General features: G+C 31.6%; 15 protein-coding genes. All 15 read right to left on the bottom strand.

Annotated features, from left to right (window positions below):
* Positions 1-157: 157 nt before the first annotated feature.
* The 15 genes from hisJ to lpdA all read right to left on the bottom strand — a co-directional run bounded on the left by hisJ (position 158) and on the right by lpdA (position 15,201).
* A complete protein-coding gene (gene hisJ, locus ACTG46_RS04110; RefSeq protein ID WP_054269263.1) occupies positions 158-937 on the bottom strand; it encodes a histidinol-phosphatase HisJ in 780 nt (259 codons plus the stop codon).
* Between the two features lie 311 nt (positions 938-1,248).
* Positions 1,249-1,599, bottom strand: coding sequence for a DUF8180 domain-containing protein (locus tag ACTG46_RS04105; RefSeq protein ID WP_054269262.1), 351 nt, complete (start codon positions 1,597-1,599; stop codon positions 1,249-1,251).
* 15 nt (positions 1,600-1,614) lie between these two features.
* On the bottom strand, positions 1,615-2,031 hold the full coding sequence (locus ACTG46_RS04100; RefSeq protein ID WP_054269261.1) for a DUF3842 family protein: 417 nt from the start codon (positions 2,029-2,031) through the stop codon (positions 1,615-1,617).
* 18 nt (positions 2,032-2,049) lie between these two features.
* Positions 2,050-2,241, bottom strand: coding sequence for a CooT family nickel-binding protein (locus tag ACTG46_RS04095; protein WP_003418375.1), 192 nt, complete (start codon positions 2,239-2,241; stop codon positions 2,050-2,052).
* A gap of 150 nt (positions 2,242-2,391) precedes the next feature.
* On the bottom strand, positions 2,392-3,207 hold the full coding sequence (locus ACTG46_RS04090) for a lipoate--protein ligase family protein (protein WP_054269260.1): 816 nt from the start codon (positions 3,205-3,207) through the stop codon (positions 2,392-2,394).
* Positions 3,208-3,253: 46 nt separating this feature from the next.
* Positions 3,254-4,192, bottom strand: coding sequence for a LipS2 family lipoyl synthase (gene lipS2, locus ACTG46_RS04085; protein ID WP_479923662.1), 939 nt, complete (start codon positions 4,190-4,192; stop codon positions 3,254-3,256).
* The gene (lipS1, locus tag ACTG46_RS04080; protein WP_407813841.1) at positions 4,189-5,061 is read right to left on the bottom strand and encodes a LipS1 family lipoyl synthase; all 873 of its coding nucleotides are present in this window, start codon (positions 5,059-5,061) and stop codon (positions 4,189-4,191) included. The genes lipS2 and lipS1 overlap by 4 nt, the downstream gene beginning before the upstream one ends.
* Positions 5,062-5,085: 24 nt before the next feature.
* Complete coding sequence (gene acsV, locus ACTG46_RS04075) at positions 5,086-7,014, bottom strand: corrinoid activation/regeneration protein AcsV (protein WP_054269257.1); 1,929 nt, start codon at positions 7,012-7,014, stop codon at positions 5,086-5,088.
* Positions 7,015-7,125: 111 nt separating this feature from the next.
* The gene (gcvH, locus tag ACTG46_RS04070; protein WP_003418363.1) at positions 7,126-7,503 is read right to left on the bottom strand and encodes a glycine cleavage system protein GcvH; all 378 of its coding nucleotides are present in this window, start codon (positions 7,501-7,503) and stop codon (positions 7,126-7,128) included.
* An 86-nt stretch (positions 7,504-7,589) separates the two neighbouring features.
* On the bottom strand, positions 7,590-9,716 hold the full coding sequence (gene acsB, locus ACTG46_RS04065) for an acetyl-CoA decarbonylase/synthase complex subunit alpha/beta (protein WP_054269256.1): 2,127 nt from the start codon (positions 9,714-9,716) through the stop codon (positions 7,590-7,592).
* A gap of 56 nt (positions 9,717-9,772) precedes the next feature.
* Complete coding sequence (gene acsE, locus ACTG46_RS04060; RefSeq protein ID WP_021383485.1) at positions 9,773-10,579, bottom strand: carbon monoxide dehydrogenase/acetyl-CoA synthase methytransferase subunit; 807 nt, start codon at positions 10,577-10,579, stop codon at positions 9,773-9,775.
* A gap of 49 nt (positions 10,580-10,628) precedes the next feature.
* Positions 10,629-11,996 carry an acetyl-CoA decarbonylase/synthase complex subunit gamma gene (acsC, locus tag ACTG46_RS04055; protein WP_054269255.1) on the bottom strand — a complete coding sequence of 456 codons (1,368 nt, stop codon included), beginning with the start codon at positions 11,994-11,996 and terminating at the stop codon, positions 10,629-10,631.
* Positions 11,997-12,026: 30 nt separating this feature from the next.
* The gene (acsD, locus tag ACTG46_RS04050) at positions 12,027-12,971 is read right to left on the bottom strand and encodes an acetyl-CoA decarbonylase/synthase complex subunit delta (RefSeq protein WP_054269254.1); all 945 of its coding nucleotides are present in this window, start codon (positions 12,969-12,971) and stop codon (positions 12,027-12,029) included.
* A 19-nt stretch (positions 12,972-12,990) separates the two neighbouring features.
* Entirely contained in the window at positions 12,991-13,761 is a 771-nt protein-coding gene (locus tag ACTG46_RS04045; RefSeq protein WP_021383511.1) for a carbon monoxide dehydrogenase accessory protein CooC, read from the bottom strand.
* Between the two features lie 54 nt (positions 13,762-13,815).
* A complete protein-coding gene (lpdA, locus tag ACTG46_RS04040; RefSeq protein ID WP_021383534.1) occupies positions 13,816-15,201 on the bottom strand; it encodes a dihydrolipoyl dehydrogenase in 1,386 nt (461 codons plus the stop codon).
* Between the last annotated feature and the right edge of the window lies 1 nt (position 15,202).

The raw sequence follows: 15,202 nt of genomic DNA, 5'->3' as shown, positions 1-15,202 counted from the left end.
AAAATAACATTTCTAATTACTAAATTAACATAAGAACATACAAATAAAATATATTAGTTTTAATTTCCATTATTATTTTAAATTAGTCAAACTTACAAAAGACTGTAGATAAATTTATTTTATACAAACTTATCTACAGTCTTTTATGTGAATATCGCTAAAAAATATTATAGTTATTTATTTCCTCTGCACAATGAGAATCTGACCCTAGAACTAGCGGAATATCATATTCTTTTACTAATTTTAATAAGTATCCATCTATATAAGGTTCTTTACAGTACTCTTTTCTATTACCAGAAACATTGTAGTCAAGCTCATATCCTTTTTCTTTGACTAACTTTATTAAATCTTCAAGAATCTTATTTCCTTCATAATCATATGGGAATACTTGATTAAACTTTCTAACTAAATTTAAATGCCCTATTCTTCTTGGCTTATATATTCCTAAATCCGAATTTACAGCTTTTATCAACGTCTCATAATACTTATTATAAACATCTTCAATACTTCCTAGTTTGTCAATCAAATTTTGAAACTCTTCCACACTATAATCCACACAATAATAACCATCATCAATCTTAATTATATGTACTGATAAAAGAGAATCCTCTAATTCTTCTCCATATTTATCTAAGTTTTGTTTTATTCCTTCTTCATACCCTTCTATAAAATCTACTTCCGACCCTACATTTATCTTAATTTCATCCTTATATTTTTCCTTCAATTTCTTAACATCATTGAGATACTTTGGTAAGTCTTCAATACTCATACAACTATCATTTTCAGGAGCAGGGTCTTTAAATCCATCTGCATATGGAAAATGCTCTGTAAATGTCATTTCTGTTATGCCAACAGCAATTGCTCTTTGTATATATTTTTTAAAATCATCCTTACTTCCATGAGGACAATAAGGTGAATGTATATGACCGTCTTTCATAAATAACTCATCTCCTTTTTAAATAAAAACTTCTTATAAACATATAAATTCTTTAAACTCTAAAGTAAAATCTTTTAATCATACTAATCTTTATTATATCTAATATCGAAGTAATTTTAAACAGTCTTAAGAGTATCTTAACATTAATATTCGTTTTAAATAGTAATACACAGTATATTAACATTGAACACCCCAATTTTACAGTAAAATTTACTCATTAAGATATATTACAAATTTAACAGAAATTTCAATAATTAAATAGCAAAAACGTAAAAATCGCCTATATCAAATATATAAGCGATTAATCATATTTACATATGTTTTTTGGCCTCTAGCAACATCTTATTAGCTTCTTCCATACACTCTATAGCTTTTTCAATACTCTTTGCTGTCTCTTCTTTTCCAATTGCTCTAGCCTTTTCAACCCACTCTCTAAATCCTTCTTCATGAGTTTCATTGTGATTTATCCAATGTACTAAAAGTATTTTTAAAGTTTTTTCATCCTTAGACTCTGATGATTCCTCATGACTATGTTCGTGGTCGTGGTCATGAGCATGGTCATGTGGATGTTCATGACATATATCTCCATGAATATGTTCGTGGCAGTGGTCATGGTCATGATTGCCATGATGATATCTTACAATCTCTCTATCAAAAATCATTAGTTATTCCCCCTGTTATTTTATATTAAATTCTTTCTTTATAAGACTTACAGAATCTTTTACAAGTAGTGCTAATGGTTTACCTTCTAATCCAACTAACTCTATATTTTCAGGCATAATAGGTAACAGTATCTTTAGTGCCTCACTATCTGCAATAGCTTCACTTATATTACAAGTAACTTCTCCCATCATAGAATTAGGTATTATTACAGAAATAGGTGCAACTACTATATTTGCTTTTTTGGCTGACACTACTATAGCATTTTCCCCTGTAGCTCCTTTATTAGCATGAGCTTTCATCATAGAACTAGTTGCTATAGAATTAGTCCCTAGTGCATAAATTTCTACATATGTAGGTAATTCTTCTCTCAGAGAAGAAACTATCTGGGCTCCAATACCTCCACCCATTCCATCTATCACTGCTATTATCATATGAAATTCCCCTATTAATTAATTTTCTTGTATTATTATCTTATGGTCCATCAATCTTATTTCTTTAATTATCCCATCTATTATCTTTTGCTCTCCTAATAAATCAGTTAAATAAATCTTTCCATCACAAGGGTCTATATTAACCACATTTTCCATAACCTTTTCTAACTCATTATTACTTTTACAAATGAAAGCTGATGATTCACACATATAAATCTCCTCCTAATATGATTTTTATTAAAAATCAAAAAAAGATTTCCTTAGGTATTTCAATACACCAAAGAAATCTTCATGATTTCAATTTTCGTATATTATTATACCTTAAGTATAGCACTTTAATTTATATAAAGTCAATTAAAGTTAACGCTTTTTATTGTACTCTTCATTCTTATATTTTTCATATAATTCTTTAGCTAATTGCTTCTCATAATCAGTCAAATCTTCCTCTACAAATTCAACATTAAATTGGTCAGCTAATCCTTTTACTATGTTTTCTTGCAGAGTATCTATGTCTATTTTTTTGCCAAGTTCATTTTCTATTCCACTAGCCTTCTTAGCTGTAAACTTCATAGCCCTTTCCTTGAGTTCTGGTGTTTTAGTTTTTATTAATTTGAATAATTTTTCTACATCGAAATTCAATATTATTGAACCATGTTGCAATAAAACTCCATCTTTTCTGCTTTGAGCACTTCCAATAACCTTCTTATTATTAATGGTAACTTCATATGATGCATGTGCATTAAAACATGCAGCTGATATATTTTCCCTACTTATTCTCTCGCCTTTATTTAAATTATCAGTTTCTATACCACCCAAATTCAAGCCTTTAACTAGACCTTCACTTATATATCTATAAGATAGATTAATACTCTTATCTATTAAAGGGTTCTCTTCTCCTATAATTATACTATAAGTTAGCTCATTATCATGTAATACAGCCCTTCCCCCTGTAATTCTTCTGGTGTAATCTATATTCATACATCTACACTTATCCAAATCTATCTCATCTTCCAATTTCTGAAAATATCCTATACTTAAACAAGCTGGCTTCCATGTATAAAATCTAAGTGTCGGCTTATTATGTCCTTTCTTATATGCAGTAAATATAGCTTCATCAATTGCCATATTCATTGCACCATCATATGATTTATTATGTATAACTCTCCACTGATTCATGATTATTACGCCTCCATCTTTAGTACAAATATATCCTAGAAATCATTTATAAATTTATTTCTTTTATAGCTAAATCTATCTCACTTTGATTTAAAGGTCTTGAATAGTTGTATATAGTACTTCCTGGTCTTTCATTATAATATGGTCTATTGCAATCCTTACATCCTCTTATTTCAAAAGGATAACCTTTGTTTATGTCTTTTATAATATCATTATCAAGTTTGATATTATCTAAATATCCATTTTTAAATTCAAAACATTCTTTTGAATAGCCTTTATTTATCATATAAGACATTAATTGTACTCTTCTATAACTTTCTATATTTGGTTGGCTTATTTTTTCCATTTTAGTTCCTCTAACTGGAGTAAATGCAAATAAGCTAATCGTTATGTTATTTTCATTTAAATAATTATATAGATTATATATATCCTCATGACTTTCACCCATCCCAACTATTATATGAGTACTTATTTTATTAGGATATGATTTTGACATCTCAGTTATAAACTTTAACTTCTCATCATAATTATTTCCTTTTATTTTTTCATACAATTCTTTATTTGCTGCATCTATTGCTATTCCTATTTTATCTACTCCTGCTGAAAAAAACTTATTTATTTCTTCATCACTCTCTAACTTTGCAGACAATGAAATCGGCATATCTATTTTTTCATTTATATAATTTATAAAATCTAAAACAGACTTATGAGCTTCTTCACTTGCCATTGATTGAATACATATTCTCTTTATATTTTTTTTTTTATAAATTCTTAAAGCATCCAATATTTCTTCTTTAGGAAACTCTGGCCAAACTACTCTTGATAACTTATCTTTTCTAGTGCTACTTTCTATTGATTGAGAGCAAAAACTGCATTTGTTTATACATTTTTCTCCAATCATTATATATGCTGTAGTAGGAGGTATATCGCTTTTTTTGTTTAATATCCCAAGTTCTATCGCTGTCCCAGATGATAGTCTAATCATAAAACGCAACACTCCTTACATTCAGTTATTATCATATTCATTTCTATAGCCTTATTCTTAGCAGATTTTGATGGTAATACTATTCTATTAACTCCACACACTATAGATAACTGGTCTAACTCTTTTCTATATGTTCCTCTTGGTCTCATACAACCTAGATTAATTTCAGTATATGGCAAATTAATTCTAGCTTCACATAAGATATCTGCTACTTCTTCTAGCTCAGGAGGCTCTACATTCTCATACTCAGTCCCTTTTGTTGGAATAAGTACTATAAATGTAAGTTTATTAGGAGGATTTTTTTGTAGGTATTCTATAATTTCATATTCGCCCTTTATTTGCCCTCCTTTTAAACCAATACATATATGTGGTGCTACTTCTGTATTTTCTCTTATTGTATTGTAAGCTTCAATGTAGTCTTCTTTACTCTTTTCAATCTTATAAACTTCTCTTATTGTTTCTCTATCAAATACTAAATCAAAAGAAACTACATCTAAATACTTACACAACTCTATAATTCTATCTTTGTCCATAAGCCCTAAATGAGCATTCAATCTATATCCCTGCTCTTTTAAATCTTTAATAGCCTTGATATGAGTATTTATTGGTACATCTCCTTCATAGCTACAACCACCACTTAATAAAAAACTAGTTATATTTCTTGATTGTACTTTTTCTTTATAATCTTCTATTGGCACCATATTGTTTAAGTAGTGACCATTACAATGAGCACACTTTAAGCTACATTTATTACTTGTAGTACTAAGTGCTAATGTCTGATTAGGATAAGCAAAATCTATTTTATTACCAAAATTATTTAGTCTAATATCAAAAGCGATTTTCATTTTTTCAGATAAATTTTTATTCATAATTTATTCCTTTTAAGTTATGTTTTACTCTTCAAGTAATCTTTTTGCTGTTGGGAACTGCTCTATATTTGTATGTGGTAAGAAGCATGCAGATATAAATTCATCCATATAGCTTGGATATACACTAAGTTCAACATAAGTCATCTGATTACCTATTTCTTCAAGCTTATTTTTTGCATCTTTGCTTATAAGAGCTAAGTAGGAACCAACAAGCGAACTATTTCCAATATAAGTGAATTTTTCTCTGTCAATATCAGGAAGTAATCCTATAATTATTGAGTTTTCTATGTCTAAGTTATTTCCTATACCACCTGCTATATAAACTCTATCTAATATGCTAAAGTCCATACCTAAGCTATCTACAAGAGTATATGCACCTGAATATATAGCTCCTTTAGCTCTTATAAAGTTATCTATATCAACTTCATTTACTACTATATCATTTTCTAAGTCAAATTCTTCTTTAAATGCTAATACATATTCTCCTATCTCATGCTCATTAAATCTAACTCTCTTATTATCTAAATCTCTGTATATCTTACCTCTTCTATCTATTACACCTTTAGTAATCATTTGGCAAATTAAATCAATTATACCAGAACCACATATACCAACTGGAGCACATTCATCAATAATCTTTAGTGTTGGCTCTAGAGTTTCTTTATCAATAGCTACTTTTTCTATTGCTCCTGCTGATGCTCTCATTCCACAGCTTATACCTCCACCCTCAAAGGCAGGTCCTGCTGAACATGCACAACTCATCATATAGTCTTGATTACCAAATACTATCTCTCCATTAGTTCCTAAATCTATAAATAAAACATTTTCTTCACTTGACCATATACCTGCTGATAATACACCTGCTGTTATATCTCCTCCTACATAACTTGCAACAGATGGAGCTAAGTACACATATGCACTATCATTTACGAAAAGACCCACATTTTCACCCATAAGTTTTGGAGATTTTAAAAATGGAGGTATGTAAGGCTCTTGTCTTAAGAAGTCTGTATACACACCTAAGAATAAGCTTGTCATGGTTGTATTTCCAGCAGCTACTAATGTAACTACATCCTCTTTATTTATGCCATTTCTTTCGTATATTGTTTTCAATAGAGGATTTATAGTTTCTTCAACTATAGCCTTATTAAGTGTCTCTAACCCATTTTTCTTAGTTGAATATATAATTCTATTTATAACATCTGCCCCATATTTTATCTGTGCATTTCCAGAAGAAGCTTTATCTACTACTTCTTTTGAATATAAGTCAACTAGGCATACAACTACTGAAGTTGTACCAATATCTATTGCAACTCCATACAATGAATTTTCTTTGTTGCCTTCTTCTATATTTATAATTGTAAGCTTCTTTTGTTTTTGGACATAAGTTATTGTAACTTTAAAATCACTCTTTCTAAATATTGTTGGCATCTTTCTAAGTATATCTAGTCTAAAATCGATTTCATTATATCCTAAATTATTTCTAACATATCTCTCTAATCTATCTACATCACTTATATTATCGTCTAAGTTTGGTTCTTCCATTTCTATGTATTTCTTTTTTATATTTGTTTTAAATTGAAGATTATGCTCTTCAATTATCTTTTTAGCTCTTTCAAAAATTTCTCTATCTTCTTTTTTATTACTACCTTCTATCTTCATACCATGCATAGAAGATGATAGTTTAGAAGGAACTTCAATTTCTATATCTGAGACTACTTTTGTACAACAAGCTAATATATAACCTTGCTCCCACTCGTCATCCGTTATATGTCTTGTTTTTTCTGTATCAACTTTCCCATTCAATAATTTTACCTTACATTTACCACAGGATACATTTCCATTACAAGGAGCATCTATAAATACATCTGCATTTCTTGCAACCTCTAATAACACATCCCCCTCATTGCAATAAACTTCTTTATTGTTTGGTGTAAAAGTTACTTTTATCATACTATCCCTCCCAATTTGTTCTATATATTATAAAAGGAAAGTATAGCTAAATTTGCGTGCACTCAAATTTTACTATACTTTCCCCAATTATAATAATATACTAATCTTTAATTATTCTAATCCAGCCTCGTATTCTTTATCACTTAATAACGTATCAAGTTCAGCAACATCAGCTAGTTTTACTTTTAATATCCAGTTTTCATATGGGTCTTCATTTATACATTCTGGCTCATCTTCTAATTTTTCATTAACTTCTAATACCTCACCATTAACAGGAGATATTAAGTCAGAAGCTACTTTAGAAGATTCAACTACTCCAAAATCTACTCCCTTAGTTACAGTATCTTCTACTTCTGGTGTTTCAACAAATAATATTTCTCCTAATTGATCTTGAGCATAATCTGTTATACCTATATATACAACATCTCCATCAATTACTTTCACCCACTCATGATCTTTAGAGTATTTTAATTCTGGTAATAATTTCATTTCGATAGACCCCCAATATTATATTATTGATTAAATTATTTAAATCATATTAATATTATATCACACTATTTTAAATTTTCCATCAATTACATTACACTTTCCATAGCTAATGCTGGATGACCTTTTTCTTCTAAGAAAGCTAATACGCCTTCAGAATCGTCAGCTATAGTTTCATCACAAACCATATCACAGAAGTTTTCTATTCCAGTCATTTCTTTAACTGTAGCATTTAATTTATCAGCTACATAATCTTTTAATTCTTTTGGCATCCAAACTATTCTTTCTGGTCCACCTTCTGCATAAGCAAACTTTTTAGAAGATATGAAATGTCTTCCATGTCCCATGAATCCTGGAGTTTGAACTCCTCCACCTGTCATAGAAGCAAGTTCTCCGAAAGTCATACCAACTGGAGTAACACTTGGGAACTCTCTATTAACTACAACAAATCCATTTGCTTCTGGCATTATACCACAGATACACTCGAAGCATCCACAAGAAGTCATAGGGTCTTCTAATATAGAGTATAATGTAACAGCTTCAACTGCACCTTGAGATATTTGGTTTACAGTTTCATTTACTGAATTCCATACACCTGTTCTATCGTCTAAGCACTCGCCTTTTTCTATTGGTTGACAAGGACCTGTTGGGTCTAGTTCTTTAGTAGCCTTAGCATCTAACCAGCTAACTGCTCCACAAAGACCAAGTCTTTCAGGAGTAACAACACAAACGTGAGCTGGTGCAAATGATTGACATAAGTTACAAGAATAGAAAGTATCAACACTTTCATCAATTAATGAAGCTAATCTTTCATCTCTAGCATTGTACTTAGCTATTGCTTCACCTTTTAATTCAGAAACTTTTTCAGCATCTGTAATTATAGTTATTTCACACTTATCAACTACTGATTCAAATTCATCTAACATTTTAGCATATAAAACTTCTCCTATATGCTCAAGTCTAAATCCTTTATCAAATGCATCTTTAGAGATTCTTACCCAAGCCATATCTCTTTGTCCAACGTGCATTACACCTTCTATATAGTTTAAGAAGTAGTGGAAACGTCTCTCAAGAACTGGCTCGAAATCTTCTTGCATGTTTTTACCAGCTATCTTAACTATTACAGCAAGTGGTAATCTCAATACACCATCTGCCTCAACTTCATCTATATTTGGTCCTATTATTTCTATCTTATGGTCTTCAACTTCTGCTGCTTCTTTCTTAACAACAAGTTCCCAAGCTTCAGTTCTATTTCCACCAAACTCAGCAAACATATCGCTCTTTCTAATTCTCTCACCTTCAAATGCTGCTGCAAATGAAACTGGTATAGGTATTTCAGTAACTTTTATTTTTATTCCTCTAGCTTCTAATGAAGTAGCTACTATCTTATCGTAATCTTTTTGAGTTAATAAGTTCATTGGAACTTCAAGAACTGTTTGGTCAGTTACAACTGGGAATCCTAAAGCTATTGCTCCAGCACCAGCAGATACAACTAATTCACTTAATGGTCCAAATGCATTAACAAATGCAGGAACTCTATTAGATGTGTACTCTAATAATCCATTTAAATCACCAGGAGTTAATCCACCGAATATTAATGCTGCTCTTACTGCAACAGATACAACGTGTATAACAGAAGTTACATCGTATCCTAGAGGTATAACTCTTAGTTCAAGACCCATTTTTACTCCAGCTTCTATAGCTTGGTCTATAACTTTACCAACTAAGAAAGTTAATAAACCTTTAGATTGGTAATCTTTTATAACTTTTGCTGCTGATTCAGCATCAGGACATTCACCAAGAACAACTGCAACACCAGGTATATCTCCTGTAACTAGTGGTACACCAAGTGATCTGATTATAGGGTCAGTTATATGACCTGCACATGGCTCACTATATGGAGCATCCATAGTTGAGTATTTTAATGCTTCAATTACTTCTGCGGCTAAAGCTGTAGCTAAACCAGCATTAAAAGCATGTTCTAATAAATGAGTTCTGTTTATTAAAGATTTTACTACTTCTAAAGCAGCTTCTAAGTCCCCTAAAGTGTTCATTTTTTGTCCTGTTGCAGCATATATACAAGGTAATGAATATGCTGTATCAGGGAAAGCAACTTTATGTTCTTTTCCGTTTTTTTCTATAGCTTCAGCTAGCATAGCTTGAGCTGCACCTAAAGCTTGTTCTGACCCTGTAAAGATTATATTATATAGATTCATTCTATTTCCCCCTTTAATATTTACACCTATTTTTTATTAACTATACCCTAAAAACCCTAGAAAGCAAATCCACCTTCATTTAACTCTAAGAAAGAGTCTGCATATAAAGATGCCCCATTGATTATGTCACAAGATTTTACAGTTTTCATTAATTCTGGGTCACATGGATTCATTATAGCTGAACTAAATCCATTAGCCATTGCCATTGCTAAGAATGCACTATCTAAAACAGGTCTAACATGTTTAGGACATCCATTAGATACGTTAGATAATCCTCCTGTAGTTAAAAGTCCCATTTCAGTCATCATTTTTATAGCTTCTAAAACTTCTACTTGTTTTTCTTGCATACCTTTTATAACTAAGCATAATGGGTCGAATAATATATCAGTTGGTTCCATTCCTAACATTAAGCCTTTTTCTAATATTTCTTGGCAGTAAGCCATACGCTCATCATTATCTCTTGGGATACCTTCTTTTGCACATAAACCTATAACCATTGATTCATATTCAGCTGCTATATCTATTAAATCAAATCTTGAGCCAGCATCAGCAGAGTTTATTATTGGTTTTGCATTAGTTCTATCATAAACTTTAAGTCCAGCTTCGATAGCTTTTTTATTAGCTGTATCTAGAGCTATAGGAACATTGTTGAACTCAGATTGAAGTAATTTGATTCCCCATGTCATTATTTCTTCGCCATCTCTTTCAGCAGGTCCTATGTTGAAATCTATATAATGTGCTCCTGCTTCTAATTGTTCTTTTGCTCTTTTTAATATTGGAGCTGGATCTCTTTCTGCTAATGCCTTTCTTATTGAAGGTGAGATACAGTGTATTCTTTCACCTATAATCATAAATTTTTCCATTTATAATGTCCCCCTTTAAATTTAATATTAATAGTTAGTTAATATTTTATTAGTTTGTTTGGCATGCTTTTTCTTGGTATCCTTTTAAGAACTTAGGTAATTCCATAGATTCTTCTGGTCCTATAACTACACTCCATCCTGGTAAGTTGTCTTCTATATCACCTTTAAGTACTGCAACTTTTCCTGGAATGATAAGGTCTTTACAATTAGTTACTTCTTCTACTTTACTTTCTTTAATGAAAGCAGAGATTGAATTTCCACCAAATTTACCAGCAGCCCAAGATGTAAGAACTGAATATCCACCTGCATCTGGTATTACTAACCATACTGGAACTTTTGATCTTTCTATGTCTCCAGCAACTATGAAGTAAGTTAATGCAAAGTCAACAGTAACTAATACTGGAGAATTTTCATCTGGGTTATTGATTGGGTAAATCTTTGGTTCAACTCTCATTGGTCTTTGTGGGTCAGTGTATATATTTTGTCTTAGTGCAAATAATGGTAATGCCTTAGCGTAACTGATATCATCTATTACTATTATAGAACCGTATTTTATAGTAAATATTGATGATAAGGCAATTTCCATCATAGGGTTAGAATTAGATAATCTATTTGCAAATACTATTGAAGGATATCCAAATGTTCTATCTTGCTCTTTTAAAGCTATTCTTCTAACTTGTATAGCATTAGTGTAAGTATCTTTTATGTTTTCTCCAGTTACATCTAATACTAATTCTTTATATCCAGCAGCTTGAACTAATTCAACTGTTTCATATAATTCTTCTAGGCTACCAGCTTTTACACCTAATGGTAAACTTGCTCCTTTAACTACTTCTATCATATCTTTGTAGTTCTCTTTAGTTGCTCCATATACCATTGGTCTAGCATCTTTTAATACTTCAGCAGCTTCTTTAACTACTTGCGCATCATCACAAGCTAAAATGTAAGCTACTTCTAATCCACTGCCTTTTATCTTATCTATTAATTTTAAGTATGCATCTTTATCTCCACAGTACTCTAAAACAACCATTTCAACTTTCATTTGTTCACCAATTCTTACATAGTCAACTTTTTTCATGTTAGCTATTTTAGAATCTACTGCCTCATCACTCATACAAGTACAGAATGAAACTGCATATCTATTTCTACTTACTAATGTTTTTTCATGTCTAAATAATACTGTTTCTCCACCTAGTTCATATTCAGATGCACCAGTACCAACTTTTAAAGCTTTCATTAAAGGTGCTGTAGCTTCTGATAATTTCGCTATAGCGTCATCAGACATGTGTGGGCATTTACCTACTTCTACAGCTCCTGAAGCAACCTTCATAGAGAAAGCCATACAAGTTGGGAATCCACAATCCTTACAGTTTTTCTTTGGTGTTAATTTAAATATATCTAAAGCTTTTAATGCCATTATTTTTTCCCCCTAACCTTAACAATTTAATTAAGCTAATGCGTTAACCAATTCTTTTATAGTTTCTATTGATTTTGGATGACGAAGTATAACTGCGTTTGAACCACCTACTAAAACACTTGCTGCAGTTGAAACTTCCATTGCTATAGTTCTTTCTTCTGGACAACCCCAATCTGGCTCATCTTCTATTGGAGCTATAGCTTCTTTAACATGACCTACTTCAAAAGCTACTGGTGTTATGATAGGCATTTGTAATGTCTTATCATTTTGACCAAATGCTGCAAGTCTAATTCTATCCATAGTAGATGCAACATACTCATATCCATAACCAACTGCTGAACATCCAACATTCATAACTATATTTTCACCTTTAACGCCTAATTGAGTTAACAGTACGTTTAATTGTTTAGCTAGGTTTATATCAACAGAAGATTCAGCTCCAACTTTGTGTGCATAAGCCATACCAGCTGATGCTCCTACTCCTTTGTAGTTATCTTCTACTGCTGACATAAATAAGCAGTTATGCCCATCTAATGTTTGAGCTAATTTTTCAAACAATTTACCATCTTTTTCATGATTTCCTGAACCTGCTACAACTAAAGGTAATTCTATTGCTTCAATTACTGCTTTAGCTACATCAGCACATTCATCAACTGACTTATCTAATCCATTTGGGTCAGAACCATCAAATTTTAAGCAAATAAAGTCTGCTTGTGTATTAGCTTCAACATATTTAGCCCATTCTACCGGACACTTAGCTACATCTTTGTATAACTCTTTATATGAATCAGTCCAGCTTTCAGGATAAACGTCTGATATTTCTATACCTATTTTTGGAGAATGCCCTACTTCTCCATCAAAACTATAAAAAGGTAATACATTTTCCCCACCTAATTTAATTGCCTTTTCCCCTATTCCTACTTCAACTTCTGATATTTTTCCAGAATATTTTTGAGTAGACATTTTAAATGCCATATTTTTTTCCCCCTTAAACCTATTTTAATTCTAATTTAGCAAAAATCTCTTTCATAGCCACTTTAGATTTTGAATCTTCAGGTAAATTAACTAAAGGAATACCTGTAGAATCATATTCATATATCAATTCATCCATAGGTACAACACCGATTAACTCTAGGTTATGTTTTTCAATTTCTTCTTTAACACCATCATTCATAACCCCATTTGGAACTTTATTTACAATTAGAAGTATTCTTCCAACATTTAACTTTAGTTCCTCAGCTAAATCTCTTATTCTAGCAACAGCTTGTATGCTACGTCTTGAGCAATCACTAACCAATAAAAGTGTATCAACATGTCTAGTGACTTTTCTACTTAGATGTTCCATACCAGCTTCGTTGTCCATGACTAAGTATTTGTAATGACCAGATATTTTATTTACTTGTTCTCTAAGTATTCCATTTACAAAACAGTAACATCCTTCACCTTCTGATCTACCCATTACTAATAAGTCATATCCTTCGCCTTCTTCAATTATAGAGTTCAATCTAAATTGTAGATATTGTGCTTTTGTCATACCACCAGGGAATGCATTGCCTAACTTTTCTCTTTGATTTACTTCTTCTCTTATTTCTCCTATCGTTGCTTCAACTTCGATACCTAATACTTCATTTATGTTAGCATTAGCATCAGCATCTACAACTAATACTGGTCCCTTATTGTCCTTAACCAAATAATCAATCAAAAGCCCTGTGAGACTTGTTTTACCAGTTCCACCTTTTCCTGCAACAGCTATATTGTATCCCATTTTAAGACTTCCCCCTTAAATCAGCCACAGAGCCTTATGTACTCTGTTTACGTATTATAATTTAGGTACAGAATGAACACATTCACCATGTACATCATGAAGAGCTTCCATTAGTCCTTCTGATAAACTTGGATGTGGATGTATTGCATCCCCTACTTGTTCTACTGTTAATCCTAGATGAACAGCTAGTGACAACTCAGTTAATAAATCTGTAGCATGAGGTCCTACTACTGCTGCACCTATTATTTTATCTGTTTCTTTATCAGCTATAATCTTTACAAATCCTTGGAAATGTCCTATAGCTTGTGCTTTTCCAAGACCTCTAAAGTCAAATTGACCTACATTGTATTCTACACCTTCAGCTTCAAGTTGCTTTTCAGTTTTACCAACACCAGCAACTTCAGGCTCTGTATAAACACATCTTGGAATTGCTCTATAATCTACTACTTTAGTCTTACCTAAGGCATTTTCAACTGCTACGATACCTTCCTTAGAAGCAACATGTGCTAAGAAAGGAGTATCTATTATATCACCTATTGCGTATATACCTTCTACATTAGTTTCAAGATGCTCATTAACTACTACTTTTCCTCTTTCCATTTCAATTCCTATATCTTCTACTCCAGAATTATCAAGGTTAGGTCTTCTACCAACACATACTAGTGCATATTGTGCTTCTATAACCTTTCCATTAGAAAGAGTTGCAACAGCTTTGCCATCAACTACTTCACAAGTTTGTACTCCAATACCTGTGATAACTTTAATTTTATCTTTCTTAAATTGTCTAAGCAGTTGTTTAGCTACATCTTTATCTTCATTTAATAGTATTTGGTCAACCATCTCAACTATAGTTACTTCTGTTCCTAAGGCTCTAAAGAACTGCCCTATTTCACATCCTATAACTCCACCACCTACTATTAACATAGATTCAGGTATCTCTTCAAGTCCAAGAACTTCATCACTAGTTATTACTATTTTTCCATCATATGGGAACATTCTTGGTACAACTGGAACAGAACCATTTGCTAGTATTATCTTGTCAGCTTTTATAGTCTCTACTGTTCCATCTTCTTTTGTTACCTCTATAGTATTCTTATCAATTAATTTTCCAAAACCATTAACTAGTTTTACTCCTCTTTTTTCAAATAGGAATTCTATACCACTTATTAATTGATTTACAACTTTATTTTTTCTTTCCATTATGGCAGTGAAGTTTGGTGTAACTGTTCCATCTATTTCTATACCAAAATCTTTTGCTTCTCTTACAGTGTTTAATACTCCAGAAGAAGCAAGAAGTGCTTTAGTTGGTATACATCCTGCATTTAAACAAGTTCCTCCAACTCTTCTTTTTTCAATAACTGTTACCTCTGCACCAAGCATAGAAGCTTTTATAGCTGCTACATATCCACCTGGTCCACCACCTACTACTACTATCTTCATC

This window comes from Clostridioides sp. LIBA-7678 (assembly GCF_056716065.1).
This window is presented reverse-complemented; position numbering and strand designations above follow the sequence as displayed.